Origin of the sequence: Gemmiger formicilis (genome assembly GCF_024462815.1) — a bacterium.
Lineage (GTDB): Bacteria > Bacillota > Clostridia > Oscillospirales > Ruminococcaceae > Gemmiger.
Window position 1 is genome coordinate 21,060 of sequence record NZ_JANGCG010000007.1, and the last position, 20,827, is coordinate 41,886.

The window sequence follows — 20,827 nt, forward strand, 5'->3', positions numbered from 1 at the left end:
GGGCAGATCAAATTCTGCACAGCCTTTTCTTTTGGAGACTATATATTATGAAAAAAGTAATGCTCGTTTTCGGTACCAGACCGGAAGCAATCAAAATGTGCCCGCTTGTCAATGAGCTGAAGAAGCGGAAAGAACTGCAGACCGTGGTATGTGTGACAGGACAGCACCGCCAAATGCTTGATATGGTTCTTGAAGCCTTTGATGTCACGCCTGACTACGATCTGTCTATTATGAAGGACAAGCAGACTCTGTTCGATGTAACTACCAATATTTTGAATCGCATCAAGGAAGTTTTGGAAAAAGAAAAACCTGATGTCGTTCTGGTTCACGGCGACACTTCTACGACTTTTGTGACTGCGTTGGCCTGCTTCTATTTGCAGATTCCTGTTGGTCACGTTGAGGCTGGTCTGCGTACTTACAATATTTATAGCCCGTACCCGGAAGAATTCAACCGTCAGGCTGTTTCCATCATCAGCAAGTTTAACTTTGCCCCCACTGAACTTTCTAAACAGAATCTGCTGAAGGAAGGCAAAAATCCGGATAGCATCTATGTTACCGGTAATACGGCAATTGATGCGCTGAAAACCACTGTGCGTGAGAGCTACTCTCACCCTGAGCTGGAATGGGCAAAGGGTAGCCGTCTGATTATGATTACTGCACATCGCCGCGAAAACCTTGGAGAGCCGATGCGTCATATGTTCAAGGCAATCCGCCGTGTAATGGACGAGCATCCGGATGTGAAGGCAGTTTATCCAATCCACATGAACCCGGTTGTGCGTGAAATTGCAGATGAGTTCCTTGGTGGCGATGACCGCATCCACATTATCGAACCACTGGATGTTTTGGATTTCCATAACTTCCTGAGCCGTAGTTACCTGATTCTCACTGACTCTGGTGGAATTCAGGAGGAGGCGCCGTCTCTCGGCAAGCCGGTTCTCGTTATGCGTGACACGACGGAACGTCCAGAAGGCATTGCAGCGGGAACCTTGAAACTGGTCGGCACCGAAGAAAAAACCATTTATAACGAATTCAGTCGTCTGCTTTCCGACAAAGAAGAGTATGATGCAATGAGCAAAGCAAGCAACCCGTATGGCGACGGTCATGCGTGTGAGAGAATTGCAGATGTGCTGGTTCGGACTCTGTAAAAACTGAGGAATCAAACCCATGAAAATATGTTTTATTGCACCTGCAAATAATTATCACACCCAAAAATGGTGCCACTGGTTCCGGAATCGTGGGCATCAAATCGATGTGATCTCTTTTACAGAAGGTGAAATAGAGGGCTGCACCGTTCACTACATCAACAGTGGTGCAGGAGTACGCGGAAGTGACGCGCAAAAACTCAAATATCTGTTTCAGGCAAGAAAAGTTCACGAAAACGTAAATGAAATAAAACCGGATGTGATCAATGCACACTATGCAACCAGCTATGGAACAGTTGCCGCATTGGCGAATCTTCCGCCTTATTATTTGTCTGTATGGGGATCGGATATATACGATTTTCCCAAGAAGAGTATCCTTCACCGGATGATGCTTCAGTTCAGCCTGAACAAAGCAGCTTATCTCCTCTCCACAAGTAAGGCAATGGCAAAAGAAGCATCTCAGTATACCCGAAAGCCTTTTGCTATTACACCGTTTGGCGTGGACTGCGAGCTTTTTTCACCGGACAAGACACCGGGGAAAAAGTATGATACCGTCAACACCAAGAACGGTCGAGATTATGTTATCGGTACGGTGAAATCGCTTTCGGATAAATATGGCATTGCAACACTGCTCCGGGCAACTGCACTGCTGAAAAAACAGCACCCGGAAGTGCCGGTGCAGCTCCGAATCGCAGGAAAGGGACCGCAGGAAAACGAATATAAAGCCCTTGCAAAAGAGCTTGGAATCGAGAATATCACAAATTGGCTGGGATTCATTCCGCAGGAACAAGCGGCTCTTGCGTGGGCGTGCATGGATTGTGGTATAATCCCGTCGGAGTCGGAGTCGGAGTCGTTTGGCGTTTCGGCGGTTGAGGCGCAGGCGTGCTGTACGCCTGTTATTATTAGTGATATTCCAGGACTGATGGAAGCAACTGTGCCGGGAAAAACCAGCGTTGTGGTTTCGCGCAAGCACCCGCAGGAGCTGGCACAGGCTATGTATGAAATGTATATGGATGCAGATAGGCGGCATGAGCTTGGACAGGCCGGACGGGAGTTTGTCTGCGAGACGTATGAGTTGAATCAGTGCTTTGAGAAAATCGAAAAGATTTATTTCCATAACGCAAAAAAACAGAAAGGTGCTAAAACACCAGTATGAGTGCGTACATAATTCTTATTGTTTATATATTGTTACTTTGGTGTGTAACAAAAAAAGGAACAGTATTATATACTGTTGGAAATGTAAAAAGCGAAGGATCGAATTTCTTTGTGGCGATGTCATTTTTGGCTGTTTTTCTGTTGTCTGCCTTGCGAAATAAAACGGTTGGAGTAGATACTGTCAGTTATATAAAATATTATGAGGCGGTTCAGGAACTGAGTTGGGGAGGCCTCATTAAAGGTGAATGGAATCATCATTTCTTCACCACAGAAAAGGGTTTTATGATCCTTGAAAAAATTTGTGGTGATTTAATGGTACCTACGCAACTCTTCATAGCGTTGTGCGCTGGTATTTTTGTATACGGTATCTACAAATTAGTAAGCACTTATATAGAAAGTAACGTGATTGTTTCGGTCTTTTCGTTTTTGGCTGTTGGTTCATATCTTCTCTCAATTAATGTTTTGCGGCAGGGAATTGGTGTTAGTCTTTGCTGCATTGCGTGGGTAGAATTAAAAAAAGGAAATTGGAAAAGATTTGTCATTGGCGTGCTTCTCGCTTGCACATTTCATGTATCTTGTTGTGTCTTTTTTTTGGCGGTTATCTTCGAAAAAATACCAGCGGGAAGAAAGTCTATTATCATCAGTACCATAGTAATGATGGTGGTTGGAGTTGTCGGAGCCGCATTTCTTCCAATTATTCTTCGATGGTTTCCCATTTATGCAGTGCGATATGGTAATGGACGATGGAAAATCAATGAGGCAAACGGTATTGTTATTGTTTGGGTTATTGTGCTTGCAATTATTTTACTCTCTGCGTTCCGATTGGATTGGAGTAAAAAGGAGCATCACATAGATTTTGAAGTCATGCTTTTTTCACTGTGTTATGTCAGCATTAATATTATAGGATTGTCGTTTGATGGCGCACAGCGTTTGTCAATGCTTTTTCAACCATTCCTTATATTATTATTTTCCAAATCCTGTGGGCTTTGGAGTGGAGCAACAAAAAGTATATATACAACGGGAGTAGTTGCAGGAATGATAGTTCTATTTTTGAAAGCAGCTTCAACGGCACAATATGCATATTTGCCTTTCTGGGCATAAAGGAGATGGATAAATATGGTTAGCGTTGTTGTCCCTGTTTATAATGTGTCAAAATATCTGGCTGACTGTATGAGGTCCATTTTGGCACAGAACATCAGCGATATGGAAGTCATTCTGATAGACGATGGCTCTACGGATAACAGTGGCACACTGTGTGACCGGTATGCAGCAGAATACAGCTGTGTGAAGGTCATCCATCAGGAAAACGCTGGGCTGTCGGCGGCACGGAACACCGGAATCGAAGCTGCAAAAGGCGATTTTATCACCTTTGTTGACAGTGACGACATGCTTGCTCCGGGCTTTATCAGCACGGCATTGGAGCTGGCAGAACATTATCAAGCTGATTTTATCGCATTTTCTAATGTGCGCTGTGAAGCAGATGCGCAGTGGGCAGAGGTCCCTTTGCCTGATGATATCGCAAAGGTCAATGTCTATGATGACCCGATACAGCAGATGCAGAAGTTTCTGCTCGGCTCTGAAATCGGTACGACTGCATGGGCAAAAGTCTACCGGCGTGAGCTGTTTGACGATGTCAGCTACCCGGTCGGGAAATACCATGAAGATGTCTTTACGACCTATAAAGTAGTAGATAAGGCATCCCGTATTGTAGCGACTACCCAAGTGGGCTATCTTTATCGGAAAAGCCCAAACAGTATCACGACAAGCGGATTTTCGGAGAAGCGGTTGGACAGCATACAGGGAAAAAAAGAGCAGCTTGCCTTTGTTTTTGCGCATTATCCCAGCCTGCAAAAAGAGGCGGAGACTGGCATTGTCTATGCCTGCAACCAATGCCTGATGCTGATGGCAAAAGCGGGATATAAAAATAAAGCGGTGCTGGACGAATTCCAACAGCTTTACCGGAACTATGGAAAATCGTATCTGAACGCACCGGTGTCAAAGAAGGGAAAGGCACTCACACGTGTGGCCATGCTGGATGTTAAACTGGCATATAGATTGTTTGGAATTGTATTGTGAGGTGTTTTCTATGGGGATTCAGAAGAGAGTCTTGAACTTCCTGCATGACAAAATCAATGCAAAAAATCGAGAGCGGCTGAACAATACAACGCCGACTTTGATTTGTAGCAACTGCGCAGGCGGATTTATTTATCATTGGCTGGGGCTGCAGTTCCGGAGCCCATTCATCAATCTGTTCCTGACGCCGGAGGATTTCGTGAAGGCACTCGAGAATTTTGACGAATTTATCGACACGCCCATTCAGGAAGTGAAGGACAGCGGGAAGGACTACCCGGTCGGCGTTGGTGCTCTTGGGATAAAGGTTTACTTCATGCACTATAAGAGCTTTGCCGAAGCTATTGAGAAATGGAACGAGCGAAAACAGCGTATCGACAAAAACAACATGGGTGTTATGCTCTCCAATTATGCGGGGGGGGGGGTACAAGCTGCTGAAGCGGTTCGACGCCTTGCCCTATGCGCATAAGGTCGTATTTGTGCCGGAGCCGGTGGAAGGCATAATGAGTGCTGTCTATTTGAAAAACTACGATGCAAGCAGAAAGAATCTATATAGGACGATTTCCATCACAGGAAAACGCTGCATCGATCAATTTGATTATGTCAATTTTATAAATTGTCTAGAAGAGGAAAAACATGAAAAAAGTTGAAATAATATCGATGCAACAGGTTGACAATTACGGATCTGTGTTGCAGGCATACTCGTTGAAAAAGATGATTGAAAGTCTTGGATTTGAAGTCTTTTTTGCTGACATCGAGAAGGGCAAAAATGAAAAACTGAACTTACAGTGTGCAGAAAGGGATGTTGCGAGAAATGCGGCACGTAAAAATCAGAAGCAACATTCTTGCAAAAAACTTGTGGCGCGCATCAGAGGCAAAGTTGTACAAACTCGGATGAAAAAAATCTTTTCTGAGTTCCGAAATTCTACTGAGTTGAACACATCTGATGCGGATACACAATATGATGACTGTGTGATTGGAAGCGATGAGGTTTTTAACTGTTTGCAGAAAGTTGAGTGGGGATTTTCACAGCAGCTTTTTGGCAATGTACAAAATGCCGATAATGTTATAACTTATGCGGCGAGTTGTGGTTTTACAAGGGTAGAAATGCTTTCGGAAGAATTGAAAAAAGCGATTTCTGAAGCACTTGGAAAACTTTCAGCCATCTCGGTTCGGGATACAAATACAGCCCATTTTATTCAGAACCTTTCCTCGAAAGAGTTTGTATACAACTTGGATCCTGTTGCAGTTGGTGATTTTACAGCAGAGATTGCTCAGGCAAAGTTGGAGTATAAACTGCCTGCAAGATATTGTATCATCTACGCATATAGCAACCGAATTAGCTCACCCGAAGAAATACGAGCAATAAGAGATTATTGCGATAAGCGAAATTTAAAGATGATTGCCCCGTTTGGTGAGCAGGAATGGATTCCTTTGAACAAGCCCCTAAAGCCATTTGAACTTTTACGAGCGTTTCAGGAGGCGGAATGCATTATTACAGATACCTTTCATGGGGCTCTTTTTGGTGCAAAATTTGGAAAGCGATTGGCAATTATAATTCGGGAAAGCAACCGAAACAAACTTGGGGATTTGACGAGACGCCTGCAAATCAAAGACCATGTGGTTACAGAAATTTCGGAGTTGGGTGCTGTCCTGGATAAAAATTTAGATAAGGTGAAGATTGACGAAATCTTAAGTTCAGAAAGAAAAAAGTCTTTGGAATATTTAAAAGAAAATCTATGAGTGGCGTTTTGAACAGACGAATCAAGCAAATTTTCACTTTTATATACGCAATACATAAAATGAAATGGCTGTGCATTGGGGTTATGTGTTGATGGACATTTTCAATTAGACCTGACGAAACGAGCCGGATTGTGAGGCAGGTTAAAGGTTTGCATGTGCACTGTCCTTGGTGATCCAGATTTTTTCTCCGTAAGTGTTTAAGATTGCTGGTACCGTTTCCAATATTATACTACTCGTGGAGAGAAAATTTATGCAAAGAAAGAAAGCCAAAAGGCATCAAGGCATTTGATGAAACAACATTGATAATTCGGGAGAAATTGGCTAGTCATGGGGAATAGCAGAAATAGTTATTTGATAAAAAACACAATGATTTTTACATTGGGGAATCTGGGATCAAAGTTGATTTCTTTTTTCCTGATTCCACTATATACAAATGCCCTTACAACAACAGAATACGGTGTAGTTGATTTGATTGCAACAGTTGGAACAGTTGCGGCTCCAGTTCTTACGTTGAACATCTGTGAATCGGTTATGCGGTTTGCGCTTGATAAGGATGCAAACAAGGATAAAATCACACAAATAGGGACAAATCTTCTGTTGATAGGAATGGTTGTTGGGTTGGTGATTTTTCCGATATGTCATTCATTTAACAGAATTTCACAGTATTCGGTATTTGTGTATTTTTATGTGATTTCTTTAGCGGCGAGCCAACTTTATTTATGTGATTTGCGCGGAAAGGAATTGCTTGTCTATTATTCAATTGGAAATGTTCTCCACACTTTCTTTATTGCAGCACTGAATATATTGTTCCTCGTGGTGTTTAAGGGCGGAATTGAGGGATATTTAAACGCATACATTATTGCGAATATCCTTACGGCAACATATGCCTTAATAATGGGAAAAGGATACCGATCATTTTCCTTTTCGGGAGTTGATAAAAAACTGCTGCAACGAATGATCAGATATTCGATTGTTCTAATCCCCAATTCGTTTATGTGGTGGATTATGAATTCATCTGATCGTGTTATGGTGTCCAGTATGGTTGGAATTGCTGCTAACGGCATCTATGCGGTTTCATATAAACTTCCAACATTGGTGTCTACGCTCACAACAATTTTTAACCAGGCGTGGAGTTATTCTGCAATTCGGGAAGAAGGAACAGAAGATGAAAATGAGTATAACAACAAAATCTTTAGAACATTAATCGGAATTGTTATGTTAATTGGCATCGGACTGATTACTTTTATGAAACCTTTCCTGAGTATATATGTTGCAAAGGAGTATTATGTCGCTTGGAAATATACACCTTTTCTAACAGTTGGATGTGTGTATTTGACATTGGCCACATTTATGGCAACCAGTTACACAGTTCATAAGGATAGCTTTGGATATCTTTTTTCCGGTATGTTTGGCGCGATATTTAATATCGTAATGAATTTAGCATTGATTCCGTTGATTGGTGTTTATGGGGCGGCAATTGCCACATGTATTAGCTATATGCTTGTATTTGTGTTTAGGCTCTTCCATACACGAAAATATATTCGATATAATATAAAAAATAAAGAATTTATAGTTGGAAGCGCAATTCTGATTCTGTCGGCATGCCTAATGTTTGTAGACAATTTGTTTGGGCTCACGCTCCAATGTGCTTTGATGCTGATTGCGATATATTCGTTTTCGGATGTTTGGTCTCCGATGTTAAAAAAATTGCTGAAATTAAAAGGGAAACAATGATATGATTACGGTGTGTGAAAAAGGAAAATGCACAGGGTGTATGGAATGCATTGATATTTGTCCTAAAGGCGCAATACAGGTCGTTGATTCGATGATAGAATATAATGCAATAATTGATTTGGAAAAATGCATTAATTGCAATGCTTGCCATAAAGCGTGTCAAAATAATCACGAACTAATGCTGGTAAAGCCGATTTGTTGGAATCAAGGATGGGCCGCAGACGAGAACATCCGAGAAGAATCATCGTCTGGAGGACTTGCGACAGCAATAGAGCGCGCTTTTATTAGAAACGGAGGCGTTGTTTGTAGCTGTACTTTCCATTCGGGCCGATTTGAGTTTGACTTTGCTGAAACAGAAGGAGAAGTGGGCAAGTTTCTTGGCTCAAAGTATGTGAAAAGTAACCCGGGGGGAATCTATAAAAAAGTGTTAGAGCGGCTTAAAGATGGGGAAAAGATTCTTTTTGTTGGTTTGCCATGTCAGGTTGCTGCTGCGAAACATTATACTAAAAATCATCATAATTTATATACGATTGATTTGATTTGTCACGGAACGCCTTCTCCTAAAATTCTGGAGAAATTTTTGGATGACTATGATATTAAGCTGGTAGATATTGAAAGGATAAAATTTCGAGTAAAAAATAGTTTTAAGCTAGAACAAAATGGAAAGCAATTTGCTGTTCCGACAGTAACAGATAATTATTTGATGACGTTTTTGAATTCGACATCGTATACAGAAAATTGTTATCAATGTAATTATGCGCAACTTGGTAGAGCAGGAGACATCACACTTGGGGATTCATGGGGAAGTGAACTAGAAAAGAAAATTCAGGATAAAGGTGTTTCCTTGATACTGTGTCAAAGCGAGAAGGGAAAGAAACTTATAGAGCAGTCGGATTTAGTTCTTAAAGATGTTGAATTGAAAAGAGCAATCGAACACAACCACCAGTTACAACATCCATCTCAAAAACCACAGCAACGAGAAGCATTTTTTAGGGAACTGAACAAAGGATGCACATTTAAAAACGCTGTAAGAAAATGTTATCCGGAAAGGTATTTAAAAGATACTGTAAAGACTCTGTTGCATAAAGCAAAATATGTGCGGGGGGGGGCAAAGCAACTATTAAATAATTACTGGTATGAATATAATTGGATAATTGAAATTACTAAATGGAAATTAGCTTCATATAACTTCGCTACAAATGGCCTCGTTCTTCATAATCTAAAATTTGTACGGCTTAAATATCAAATCTGACAATTTGTTAGGAGTTTATAGCCCGCAAATCTATTCGTTATAAAGAAAGAGGTATGACATGAAAAAAAGAGTGAGCGTTATTATACCGGTATATAATGTAGAAAAATTTATTTTGAAGACCGTGGAATCTGTTATGAATCAGGACTACAAAGATGTGGAAATCATTCTGGTCAATGATGGTTCCCCAGATAACTCAGCCCAAATCATTGATGAACTCGCAAAGAGAGATAGTAGAATAATCTGCATACATAAAGAAAATGGCGGCGTTTCATCCGCAAGAAATGCGGGACTGAAAATTGCAACGGGTGAATATGTGACATTTATTGATGGAGATGATTGGGTTGAGCCAAATTATATTTCATATTTATTAGAACTCGTTGAAAAAAATAATTGTGAAATCGGCATGAACAAAAATAACTATTCAGATTACAGCATGAACTCTAGCGATAAAGAATATGTTGTGGAAGCTGAAAAAGCGATTGAATGGATATATTTGGGCGATATTTTTGTTGCTGTGTGGAATAAAATTTATAAAATGTCATTCCTGAGAGATAACGATATTCTCTTTGATGAAAAGATTTGGTATGGTGAAGGGATGTTGTTTAACATTGACTGCCTTCAATTTGTTGATAGGGTTGCTGTAGGTGAAAAGTGTGTTTATCATCAGGTGAGCAATCCTAATTCGGCAATGAGAAAATTCAATGTTAATAGTAATCTCTGCGGAATCAAGTCGCTGGAAATTCAAAAAGAGCATTGGAAAAAATCCAATCCGGCAATATTGGATGCATGGAACTATCATAGGCGAGCATTCAATTTAACGATTGCATGGGGACTTTTGAATAGCAATATGGAAAAGGAATATCAGGAATTGTATGATTCCTGCGTTCGTAATCTAAGAAAGCAACTTTGGATTAGCTTAAAAGTTCCAATTTCTTTGAAAAAAAAGTTAATATATATTGCATGGGCAATAATTCCAGGAGTTATGTCAATGCGTTGTAAAAATAAAGCCAAGAGAAAAGGAAATTAAATAATGGGAAAATATTTTGGGACCGATGGCTTCCGTGGTGAAGCTGGAATCACTTTGACCGCTGACCATGCCTATAAGGTGGGGCGCTTCCTCGGCTGGTATTACAATATGATCCGGGAGCGCAACAACGACCACGAGCCTGCTCGTATCGTCATTGGCAAGGACACCCGCCGCAGCTCCTATATGTTTGAGTACAGCCTGGTCGCAGGTCTGACCGCCTCCGGCGCAGACGCCTACCTGCTGCACGTCACCACCACCCCGTCCGTGGCCTATATCGCCCGTGTGGATGACTTCGACTGCGGCATCATGATCTCTGCCAGCCATAATCCCTACTACGATAACGGCATCAAGCTGATCGACTGCTATGGCGAGAAGATGCCGGAGGAAATCTTGCTGTTAGTCGAGGATTACATTGACGGAAAGCTTCATGTATTCGATAAGGACTGGCCGGAGCTTCCCTTTGCCCACCGGGAGCATATCGGCTGCACAGTGGACTATGTGTCCGGCCGCAACCGCTACATGGGCTACCTGATCTCTCTGGGCGTCTACTCCTTCAAGGGCGTCAAGGTTGGTCTGGACTGCGCCAACGGTAGTTCCTGGAACATCGCTAAGTCTGTGTTCGATGCTCTGGGCGCAGATACCTATGTCATCAACAACAAGCCGAACGGTACGAATATCAACAACAACGCTGGCTCTACCCACATCGAGGGTCTGCAGAAGTTCGTGGTAGAGAAGGGGCTGGACATCGGTTTTGCCTATGATGGCGATGCTGATCGTTGCCTGTGTGTGGATGAAAAGGGCAATGTCATCACTGGCGACCATATTCTGTACATCTACGGCTGCTACATGAAGGAGCGTGGCAAGCTGCTGACCAATACCGTCGTTACCACGGTCATGTCCAACTTTGGCCTGTATAAGGCCTTTGATGAGAAGGGCATCGGCTACGCCAAGACCGCAGTGGGTGACAAGTACGTCTATGAGTACATGGCCAAGAATGGCTGCCGTATTGGTGGCGAGCAGAGTGGTCATATCATCTTCTCCAAGTACGCCAGCACCGGTGATGGTATCCTGACCAGCCTGAAGATGATGGAGGTCATGCTGGCAAAGAAGGTCCCCATGAGCAAGCTGGCTGAGCCGCTGAAGATCTACCCGCAGGTTCTGGAAAATGTCCGTGTGACCGACAAGAAGGCCGCACAGGCTGATGAGGCTGTGCAGGTGGATGTGAATAAAGTGGCAGAGGCACTGGGCGACACTGGTCGTATTCTCGTGCGTGAGTCCGGCACGGAGCCGGTTGTCCGCGTTATGGTGGAAGCTCCTGACCACGACACCTGCCAGAAATATGTAGATGAAGTTGTGGAGACCATCAAGAGCCGGGGTTACGGAGTTTGAGAGAACTACTGAGCCAGATCCACTACGCCATATCTGCAAACTTGTCGCTCTCGGAAATCATCCTCTTGGCACTGTTGGGTACGATTGCATGGCACAACCGCAAAGAGCATCCCAGCCTCCCGCCGGTATACTGTGTCTTTCTGATCCTCAATATCACGCTGTTGCGCCGTGCGCTGGGGTACAACGAGAGTGTCTGCCTTCATTTGAAGCTGTGGCCGAATGCGGGCGTATGGGCGGGCAACTTGCTAAACCTGATCCTCTATATGCCATATGGAACAACAAGCTGGCAGTGGAAGCGGAAAGGCAAGAAGATAGTCGCTATTGGATTCGCATTGTCCGTGTTCTGCGAAGCACTACAGTACTTGACCGGACGTGGAATGGCAGATGTCAACGATGTGTTGTTCAACACGCTGGGAACTTTAGCTGGCTTGTGTATTGCAAAACGACTTGCAAAAGAGTAATATAAAATCGGAAATTTTCAGAAATATTGGGCTGTGAGGATTTGCACCTCACAGCTTTGCTGCTCGAAACTTTGCACACCTCTACGCGGTGAGCGGCAGGCAACACAAGTGATTGTGGCTAAGATGCAGAGCCGGTATTGTTTAATTTTGAGAGGGTAGCATCATGACTAATAATTATTATTCGATTCTCTTGATGGTTTCTGCTGGAGGTGGATCGGCAAGTCGGTCATTTTTGATGTCAAAGAACTTTTCAGAAGAATTGATTGATAAATGCATCGAAAATAAGTATATTTTTGAAGTCAGGAAAAATGATCTTGGGGAGCCTGTTTATAAAATTACGGATTTAGGGCGTGCCAAGAGGGATGAACGCTAACCGCTACGATAGCTGCATGGACGATGTTTAGGAGAATTTCTACATGAGAGACCTGTTCTGGAGAGATTGAAATTTATTTTTAACATTTCGGGGGTGGCGGCTGTGGGAGCATGGCTGGCCAGGGGGATAGCTTAGTAGTCCACTATAGCTGTCATCCCCCTCATCTTCATCGTCCTCTGGCTCTATGCCATTCCATTCGATGAATTTTTCCTCGGCATTGTCGAATTTTGACCACACGAGATGTTGTTCACAACGGTCGAAGTAAAGCTGGTATATTATATTGAATCTTGTCGTGTTATTTTTCAGAATACAATAGAAAGGCGAGGAATAAACTTAAAATGGCTGGATATACTGATAATGAACAGAACGTTATTCTAGCAGAAGCATCTAAATTGGATTTTGATGATATTATGGCTTTTGGCCCACATTATTTTGGCTGTGGGTGGATGAAATACAAATACTACAATTTAAATTATGCTGTAGCATTATCTCTTATTGGTAGGCTGTATGGAGACAAAGAATCAAAAAACAGCGATTACCATAAAGGAGTGGTGTATATATCTGATGCATTGGGAATTTCTAAACGACAAGTGAAAATCCTACGGAAAAAGGTAAAACATGGGAACGGGTATTGGTTTAAAATTCCGTACACAACTGCTGCGATTATAAAAAAGATAATCAACAAGTTACGTGAGACGGAGCAGGAGGAATACGTAAGTTCTTTTTTGAAAAAGTGTAACAGCACTGTATATAGAGAGATATTGATCCCAGACCAGTTTGAGGCAATCAAAGCGGCACGCAAAGGTGTAAGACAAAAAGTGCTTGACTTAGCTGATGAATTGAAAGATATTACCATTAAAGTGGGAGATAATTCATGAGTAATGATTTTGATCCAAACAGTCATAAAAATCTAGAGCTGTTTAGGTATTACTTGAACAGAGATTTACAGAAGATAGAAAGTAGCATTCAAGATAACCATGGAGAGTTATTGGGCTACTTTACCGCAAGTCTAGTAGATATATTTATTGTGTCTTTGTTTGGTGATAACCTAAAATGCACAGAGAACATACTTAAGATTATGTATATTGCTGGACTGATTATACTATTTTTCATTATTTCATGTGTAGTCAATAAAATAGCTCGTTTCCGAAGAATTCGAAGAAAGGAATCCGGCAGAGAAGAGTATATTGTTGACGAAGCAAAACAGGAAATGATTGATAGTTTTGATAATATAGCCTGTGACGGTCTTTTGATTTGCGAGAGTTATATGGGGAAGTATTCTTTAGCAGATAAGCCGTATGTTAGGGATTTTTATTTTTTTGAAGTTATCCATCATCTGACAAAATCCACAGACTTATTTGGGGAAATATACTCACATCGTGATTTGTATGTGTCATCAAAGAAAGCGGAGCTGATTGACACCTACAGAGTAAACAATTATATTGATTTTGCGAGGAAAATCAATGAGTTTCTAAACAAAGAAATGAGCAAATATATGGCCGATACTGAAGTTAAGAAAGATATTGAAAATTTAAACATTGAGATCGCAAAATGGCATTATGTCAATGAATCTGGGCGTGAAATTGATGACGATAAGTTGAACAGAGCCAGGCTGAAGTAAGCATACTAGCCGTGTGGACACGGAACTCTAGAAGTTCACACGGCTATTTTTAGAATTCGTTATATAGTTTGTGACGAAAATAGAAAGGAGGAATATCCCGTGGCTAAGACACAAAGCTCCGTTCGTAAGCTAGTTAAGCCGGAGTACAGTGCGGAGAAGAATCTGACTGACCTGATGGATGCTACCGTGGCTCTCTACAAGAACAACATGAGCTTGCAAGCCATAGCCGAAGATCTCTCCTTGAACCCCATTAAGGTACGCAAGCTCCTCATCACGGCGGGAGTCTACCAGTCAGACATCGCCGATGCCGTGCAGCAGACGTTCCAGTCCTTCCGCACCACGCAGGACTATAAGACCGCCGTGTCCTCTACCATGATTGCTCTGCATCTGTCCCGTCCCTCTGTGACCTCTTATCTGCCATATGAGAAAGGCGTGTACTTCCCGGAAGACGCTGAAGCAGAGAATATCAGTGCCGGGGCAGAGCGGCAACGCCACTACCGAGCCGTCACTGCCTTGAAGAAAAATCCATGCGAAAGCTGTTTTATCTGCACGAACGTGCAGGAAACAGATCTTGCCGGACATGGAGAAAACGTTGCAGAGTATGCACACAAGCTGCGGGTGGCAGATGAAGTAATCGGCAAGATTCGTGCAGCACTGAAGCCGGATGATATTATGGTTGTTATGGCCGACCACGGCAATGACCCGACGATTGGGCATCCGCACCATACGCGGGAAAAGGTGCCGCTGCTGATTGCAGGGTCACACAAGAAGCCGCAGTGTATTGGTGAGAGAGCAACGCTGTCGGATGTCGGCGCAACGGCAGCAGACTACTTCCACGCCCCTGCGCCGCAGAACGGCAGGAGCTTTTTGCCGCTGCTACGGTAAGGCTTGCGCTGAAAAAAGAAGTATAGCCGGGCAGGGGAGCAGACCCCTGCCTTTTTTTGAAGGAGAACACAATGGCGATAGATAAGCAGCGCATGACAGAGTGGCACTCTCACGTCAGCTGCAGCAGCTCATACGAGAGAACCCGCACCGTCTGTATCTTTCTCTGGAAGGCCCGATTGATGTTTTTTCGGCCGATGAAACCATCCCTCGTTCGTTTGCAGGCTGTGCGCCGCAGATTGTAGCGGGAACACCGAGCAAGGCTTTTGTAAAAGTTGCTAACCCCTGTGGCTGCAGTGGCTTCGCATTGCCCTGCGACCGTCTGGCAACCGGCTTTGTACTGCTCTTGCCACCGGGCAATGAAATGCTGCCCGCTGCCTGCGTGCTGGCGCACCAGTTGATGAAAGCTGCCCCGCGACCCGAAATGTTTGAACGTTATTTTCTGCGCCGGGAGAAATTCTGCGAAGCGTTTTCTGTGTAAAAGCAACCAGACTATCGCAGAACAACCGCTCCGCCGCCTGAATAATAAGGGGCCTGTGCAGCATTCTGCGGTGCCAAACACAGGCCCCTATTAACGGGGAAGCCGCGCAGTACATTTAAATTTATGCTTTCGGCACCTTGCCTGTGGTGGGCAGGGTGCTTTTTTGTGTGAAATTGCGTGAAAAAATACTGCAGATGACAATATAAATGACACGTGACAAAAATTGCTGCGGTGCTGAAGGTGTCAAAAAATGAAAAACGGCAGGGGAGAGGCGGCCAAAATTGCGGGCGGGCGGTGAGAAAAATTAACCGGGAAAATGCCCGGAAAATGACGCCGAAATTAAAGGTTACAAAAAATGACACGTAAAATGGTACGGAGCAACAACAAATTTTCTATGTGACATAAATTGTCACATAGAAAAGAAGCTGTCTGTTTACACGGCAAAAATGTGGCGGTACAATGAGGGTGCAGTGAGAAACGCCCAGCCAATGGGCAGTGTCACGATGGAGGATGGCAGCAATGGAGCAGCCTGTAAAGATTTTGCTGATGGGTATCTGCGGATACGGCAGCAACTATATCAAAGAAGTCAGTGAGCGCGAGATTCCGGGCATTAAAATTGAGGGAATCTGCGAGGTCGTTCCCAACGCGGCAGACTTATATCCCATCATTCATGAACAGAACATTCCGATTTATAAGACGCCGGAGGAGTTCTATCAGGAACACACCGCGGACTTAGCAGTAATCTCCACGCCGATTCATCTGCATTATGCACAAATTGTCACCTGCCTGACGCACGGCTCCAACGTGTTGACGGAAAAGCCGGTCTGCACCTCGGTGGAGGGCGCACGCAAGCTGGAGCAGCTGGCAGAGAAAACCGGCAAGTTCATCTCGGTCGGGTACCAGCTCAACTACTCCCGCGATGTGCTGGCACTTAAAAAAGATATTCTCGATGGCCGGTTCGGCAAGCCGGTATATATGAAGGCACTGCACGCGATGCGGCGCGGCGATAAATACTACGCCCGCAACGGCTGGGCAGGACGCATTGAGGTGAAGGGCTGCGCCGTGAATGACAGCCCCTTCAACAACGCCTGCGCCCACCAGTTCCAGGTTATGACCTTCCTGCTGGGCGACCAGATGGAACGCGCCGCGGAGCTGGCCGAGGTACAGGCAGAGCCGTACAAGGGCAACCGCAGTGTGGAAAACTTCGATATTATCACCGTGCAGGCGAAAACCGTCTCGGGTGTGCCACTCTGGTACGGTACAGCCCATGCAATAGAGGACAAAAAGCTCGGCCCCACGGCGGAATATCGCTTTGAAAGGGGTACCGTCTATTTTGGCAAGGATTTCGGGCAGGGGCCCGTGGCCGAATACATTTATATAGGTGATGACGGCACCCGCATTGACTACGGTCAGATTCCCAAGGGTGAGCGTTTACAGAAGTTCTACGATGCCATTGACGCCGTGCGGCAGGGGACACACCCGGTGTGTACGGTACAATGCGCGATTCCGCATCTGGAGGCAGTGGAGAAAATCGCAAAGCTGCCCATCACCGTGCTACCGCAGGACGAGGTGGAGGACATCCGCGAGGATGATGATACCTTCCACGCAGTCAAGGGGCTGCATGACCGCTTTATTACTTGTTTCAAAACCCGGTGTATGCTTTCACAGCCAGATTCCAACCGGGGATAAATAGAAAAGGAGAAAAGACTTATGAAAAAGCAAAGCACACTCAAGCGCGCTCTGGCACTGGGAATGTCAGCGGCCATGGTGGGCGCAACGCTGGCCGGCTGCGGCGGTTCTGCTTCCTCTACGGCAGAATCCACGGCAGCCTCCACTGAGGCGTCCTCTGCCGCCAATGCCGAGGACACCGCCACGACCGACAACGACAAGCCCTATGCGGGCACGACGCTGACTTGGTACACCACCCTGAACGGCAACGTTTCCGACAACTTCTCCAACCTCGGCGAGACGCCGTGGGCCAAGTATGTGCAGGAGCGCACTGGTATCACGATTGAGTTCCAGCATCCCACGCAGGGCTCCGAGGCAGAGGAATTTGCCGTTATGCTGGCCTCCGGTGAGTTCCCCGACATCATTGAGTACACCTGGACGACCTACTCCGGCGGCGCTGGCGCTGCCGTCAACGATGGCGTTATCATCTCGCTGGATGATTATATGAAGGACGCCCCCAACCTCAGCGCCGTGATTGACGCACACCCCGAGATTGGCAAGATGATTAAGGACTCCGCCGGCAACTATTATTGCTTCCCCTGCCTGCGCGGTCTGGAATCCCCCAACAAGACGGAGTTCTCCTCCGGCTTCACCTATCGCGCTGACAAGCTCGCAGAGCTCGGCTTCGATGAGGTTCCCGAGACGATGGACGAGTGGGAAGAGGTCCTGCGCGCCGCCAAGGCTGCAGGCTTCAGCAAGCCGTTTACCACCCGTAAAGAGTGGGTCAAGGACGTCTGGAGCGCCGCCTATGACAACTGGGGCAGCTTCTACGTCGATGACGGCGTTGTAAAGAACGGCCTGATTGAGGACAGCCGCAAGGACTTCATCCAGAAGCTGGCCGACTGGTACAGCGAGGGTCTGCTGGACAATGACTGGATGCAGGCCGACAAGAAATCCACCCAGACCGACTTCGTTGCAGGCAACTGCATCCTGGGCTACGCTCCGTTCGGCCAGGGCCTCGGCAACTACACCAAGGCTATGATGGAGGCCGACCCCAACTTCAAGGAAGAGTACATTCAGGCTGCTGCGCCTGTCACCTCCACCAAGGGTCAGAACGCCAAGTTCTCCAAGATGAACAACATCTATGACCAGTCCGGTGCTTCCGCCGCTATCTCCTCCCAGTGCAAGAACGTCGAAGCTGCTGTCTGGCTGCTCGACTGGCTGTACAGTGAGGAAGGCCAGATTTGCTACAACTTCGGTATCGAGGGCGAAAGCTATGAGATGGTCGATGGCAAGCCCGTTTACACCGACGTCATCAAGAACAACCCCGATGGCTGGAGCCAGGCACAGGCACTGGCTGCTTACACCAGAACCTCCACCTCCGGCGCAGGCATCCAGAGCGAGGACTACATTGAGCAGTACTACGCACAGGATAACCAGAAGAAGGCTCTTGAGCTTTCCATGAAGACCGATATGGGCGAGCATATGTTCCCGCCGACGTCCGTTTCCGAGGAAAATCAGGACCGCTATTCCGAAATTATGAGCCAGGTCAAGACGTTGTCTGATGAGATGGAAGCCAGCTTCATCTGCGGCACCACCCCGATGAGCGAGTGGGATTCCTACCAGCAGAAGCTGAAGGATGCCGGCATCGAGGAAGCTATCCAGATGATGCAGGAAGCCTATGACACTTACATGGCCAACTGATTCCCAATGCAGTAACGCATAAATCATAGCAACAAATGGCATTCGGAAGGCATCACTTTCGGATGCCATTTCTTTAAGAAGATGGGGTGCAGATAATACAATGAGCAGAATGGAAGATTTGCTTGCGCGAATCAACTACGATTACCCGGGATTGGAGCAGGCCAAAACCCTGTATGAAAACGGAGACGCCGAGGGCGCGATGGATGCGGTGATTGCGCATTTCCGCACCAGAACCAGCCCGAAGTACCTGTTTACCGCCAAGGAGCTGGAAGCCTGCAAGGTGGATGGCCTGTTGGAGGACGCGCAGGAGACGCTGGACCACTATATCTACGGCCACAAGTTTGACGGCGAGATTGACTGGTTCTTCAACCCGACAGAGCATACCTCCCATGACAACGAGTGGACATGGTCGCTCTACCGTCATATTTACTGGCAGCCGCTGGCCCGCGCCTATGCGCTGACCAAGGACGAAAAGTACACGCGGGAGTTCCTGCATGAGATGACCGAGTGGGGCAAGGCGTGGCCGGTGGGCCCCTTCATGGAGAATGAGGAGGACGCCGCCGCCAAGTACAAGTTCCCCGGCCACTCCTGGCGCACGATTGAGACGGCCATGCGTATTTACACGGTCTGGCTGCCCTGTATGGAGGCGTTCCGCTCTTCGCCGGCATGGGACCGCGAGGGGTGGGTGACCTTCCTTTCGCTGCTGTGTGACCATGCGGATTTCCTGATGACCCACTACAGCAACCACAAGAAATCCTCCAACTGGCTCACGATGGAATCCGGCACGTTGCTGGAATGTGGCATCCTCTTCCCGGAAATCAAATCCGACTGGTTCATGACCGGCTACCGCCGCGTCATGCAGGAGGTCAAGTATTCCTTCGACAATGACGGCATCCATATGGAGCGCACCCCCATCTACCACATGGTGGCGGCGGGCGTCTACTTCCAGTGCTACCGCCTGTGCAAGCTGAACAACATCCCGGTGCCGCCCTATATGGAGCCGACGCTGGAAAAATCCGCACAGTTCATTATGAGCCTTGTCAAGCCGGATTTGTCCACCCCGATGATTGGCGATGCCGACCGCGACGATCTGACCACCCGCCGGTGCGATACCTCGCTGTATGAGGGCATGAACCTGACCTTTGACCCCTATGACCTCAACGAGATGCGCGCTTACTTCCGCACATGGTATGAGGAAACAGGCCGCGAGGACTTCCACTTTATGGCCACCGCGGGCAAGGAGGGCACACCTCCCACGCAGCGCAACTACAAGTACATTCCCGCCGGTATCTACGTGATGCGCACCGGCTGGGGCCCCGAGGACAGCTACTTCCACGTACACGGCATCCAGCTCGAGCGCGGCGAGGTCAGCTCCCACTCCCACAATGACACCGGCCATGTCGAGGTGCACATTCAGGGCGAGGACATCCTGACCGACTCCGGCCGCTACATCTACAACAGCTCCTGCTGGAAGGACTGGCGGCACTACTTCCTGTCCGCCAAGGCGCACAACACCCTGTATGTGGATGATCACGAGATGGGCACCGTGCCCGGCGTGACCCGCACCCGCGGCGTGCGCACCTATCTGCACGCCTTTGAGGAAAACGAGAACTATCAGCTGATTGACATTTCCCACAACGGCTACGATTTTATGGATGACCCGATGTTCCACCGCCGCCGCGTAGTGCGTTTGGCCGGGGACATCTTCGTGATTGAGGACCGCGTGACCGGCATCTGCCACAGCGAGCATGACATCCGGCTGTATTACAACTTCGCGTTCGGTCACCTTGAGCAGGATGGCGAGAGCTTCGCCTACACTTCGCAGAAGGGCCGCCCCTACACCGTGACCGTGCAGGCTGACAAGCCCCTCGACTTTGAGATTCTTGAGGGCAGCGAGGAGCCCATCGGCGGCTGGATCAGCTACGGCTACGCGTGGCGCAAGCCCATCCCGCAGCTGATTGCCAAGCACGCGGGCAGGACACCCATCCACTTTGTCACGGTGCTGGCCCCGGCGGGCACCAAGGCGCAGGCCGCCATCAAGGGCAATGCCACCGAGGTTACGCTGGCGGATGGCAAGGTGCTGACGCTGACGGAAAACGGCGTCGAGCTGCACTGAGGAGGTGCG

The 20,827-nt window shown here is 46.6% G+C and carries 20 protein-coding genes; all 20 read left to right on the forward strand.

Annotated elements, in window-relative coordinates; genetic code table 11:
- The first annotated feature begins 47 nt into the window (after positions 1-47).
- The 20 genes from wecB (at position 48) to NE623_RS07530 (ending at position 20,818) form a co-directional block, all read left to right on the forward strand.
- Positions 48-1,145 (forward strand): non-hydrolyzing UDP-N-acetylglucosamine 2-epimerase, encoded by a 1,098-nt coding sequence (gene wecB / locus NE623_RS07440; protein ID WP_256271406.1) that lies wholly within the window; start codon positions 48-50, stop codon positions 1,143-1,145.
- 19 nt (positions 1,146-1,164) lie between these two features.
- The gene (locus tag NE623_RS07445) at positions 1,165-2,298 is read left to right on the forward strand and encodes a glycosyltransferase (protein WP_173765373.1); all 1,134 of its coding nucleotides are present in this window, start codon (positions 1,165-1,167) and stop codon (positions 2,296-2,298) included.
- Between the two features lie 116 nt (positions 2,299-2,414).
- The gene (locus tag NE623_RS07450) at positions 2,415-3,398 is read left to right on the forward strand and encodes an EpsG family protein (protein ID WP_256276144.1); all 984 of its coding nucleotides are present in this window, start codon (positions 2,415-2,417) and stop codon (positions 3,396-3,398) included.
- 15 nt (positions 3,399-3,413) lie between these two features.
- A complete protein-coding gene (locus NE623_RS07455; protein WP_173765369.1) occupies positions 3,414-4,373 on the forward strand; it encodes a glycosyltransferase in 960 nt (319 codons plus the stop codon).
- Positions 4,374-4,383: 10 nt separating this feature from the next.
- Complete coding sequence (locus NE623_RS07460) at positions 4,384-4,836, forward strand: DUF1919 domain-containing protein (protein WP_256271408.1); 453 nt, start codon at positions 4,384-4,386, stop codon at positions 4,834-4,836.
- Positions 4,778-5,017, forward strand: a complete 240-nt coding sequence (locus NE623_RS14885) for a DUF1919 domain-containing protein (protein ID WP_370866715.1) — start codon at positions 4,778-4,780, stop codon at positions 5,015-5,017. The genes NE623_RS07460 and NE623_RS14885 overlap by 59 nt, the downstream gene beginning before the upstream one ends.
- Complete coding sequence (locus NE623_RS07465) at positions 5,004-6,110, forward strand: polysaccharide pyruvyl transferase family protein (RefSeq protein WP_173765363.1); 1,107 nt, start codon at positions 5,004-5,006, stop codon at positions 6,108-6,110. Before NE623_RS14885 ends, NE623_RS07465 begins: the two co-directional genes overlap by 14 nt.
- A gap of 327 nt (positions 6,111-6,437) precedes the next feature.
- A complete protein-coding gene (locus NE623_RS07470; protein WP_256271409.1) occupies positions 6,438-7,844 on the forward strand; it encodes an oligosaccharide flippase family protein in 1,407 nt (468 codons plus the stop codon).
- 1 nt (position 7,845) lies between these two features.
- Positions 7,846-9,096 carry a Coenzyme F420 hydrogenase/dehydrogenase, beta subunit C-terminal domain gene (locus NE623_RS07475; protein WP_256276143.1) on the forward strand — a complete coding sequence of 417 codons (1,251 nt, stop codon included), beginning with the start codon at positions 7,846-7,848 and terminating at the stop codon, positions 9,094-9,096.
- 58 nt (positions 9,097-9,154) lie between these two features.
- Positions 9,155-10,123: a glycosyltransferase family 2 protein gene (locus NE623_RS07480; protein ID WP_173765357.1), complete on the forward strand. Its 969-nt coding sequence runs from the start codon at positions 9,155-9,157 to the stop codon at positions 10,121-10,123.
- A 3-nt stretch (positions 10,124-10,126) separates the two neighbouring features.
- Positions 10,127-11,512 carry a phosphoglucosamine mutase gene (gene glmM, locus NE623_RS07485; RefSeq protein WP_256271411.1) on the forward strand — a complete coding sequence of 462 codons (1,386 nt, stop codon included), beginning with the start codon at positions 10,127-10,129 and terminating at the stop codon, positions 11,510-11,512.
- On the forward strand, positions 11,509-11,973 hold the full coding sequence (locus tag NE623_RS07490) for a VanZ family protein (protein WP_256271412.1): 465 nt from the start codon (positions 11,509-11,511) through the stop codon (positions 11,971-11,973). The genes glmM and NE623_RS07490 overlap by 4 nt, the downstream gene beginning before the upstream one ends.
- 163 nt (positions 11,974-12,136) lie before the next feature.
- Positions 12,137-12,346 (forward strand): hypothetical protein, encoded by a 210-nt coding sequence (locus NE623_RS07495; protein ID WP_223474049.1) that lies wholly within the window; start codon positions 12,137-12,139, stop codon positions 12,344-12,346.
- Between the two features lie 338 nt (positions 12,347-12,684).
- Entirely contained in the window at positions 12,685-13,224 is a 540-nt protein-coding gene (locus tag NE623_RS07500; RefSeq protein WP_256271413.1) for a hypothetical protein, read from the forward strand.
- A complete protein-coding gene (locus NE623_RS07505) occupies positions 13,221-13,967 on the forward strand; it encodes a hypothetical protein (protein WP_256271414.1) in 747 nt (248 codons plus the stop codon). Before NE623_RS07500 ends, NE623_RS07505 begins: the two co-directional genes overlap by 4 nt.
- Positions 13,968-14,066: 99 nt before the next feature.
- Positions 14,067-14,852, forward strand: coding sequence for a sulfatase-like hydrolase/transferase (locus NE623_RS07510; RefSeq protein ID WP_256271415.1), 786 nt, complete (start codon positions 14,067-14,069; stop codon positions 14,850-14,852).
- 100 nt (positions 14,853-14,952) lie between these two features.
- Positions 14,953-15,330 (forward strand): hypothetical protein, encoded by a 378-nt coding sequence (locus NE623_RS07515; protein ID WP_256271416.1) that lies wholly within the window; start codon positions 14,953-14,955, stop codon positions 15,328-15,330.
- 519 nt (positions 15,331-15,849) lie between these two features.
- Positions 15,850-17,019, forward strand: a complete 1,170-nt coding sequence (locus NE623_RS07520; protein ID WP_256271417.1) for a Gfo/Idh/MocA family protein — start codon at positions 15,850-15,852, stop codon at positions 17,017-17,019.
- Between the two features lie 21 nt (positions 17,020-17,040).
- Entirely contained in the window at positions 17,041-18,702 is a 1,662-nt protein-coding gene (locus tag NE623_RS07525; RefSeq protein WP_256271418.1) for an extracellular solute-binding protein, read from the forward strand.
- Between the two features lie 100 nt (positions 18,703-18,802).
- Positions 18,803-20,818 carry an alginate lyase family protein gene (locus tag NE623_RS07530; RefSeq protein ID WP_256271419.1) on the forward strand — a complete coding sequence of 672 codons (2,016 nt, stop codon included), beginning with the start codon at positions 18,803-18,805 and terminating at the stop codon, positions 20,816-20,818.
- Positions 20,819-20,827: the final 9 nt, after the last annotated feature.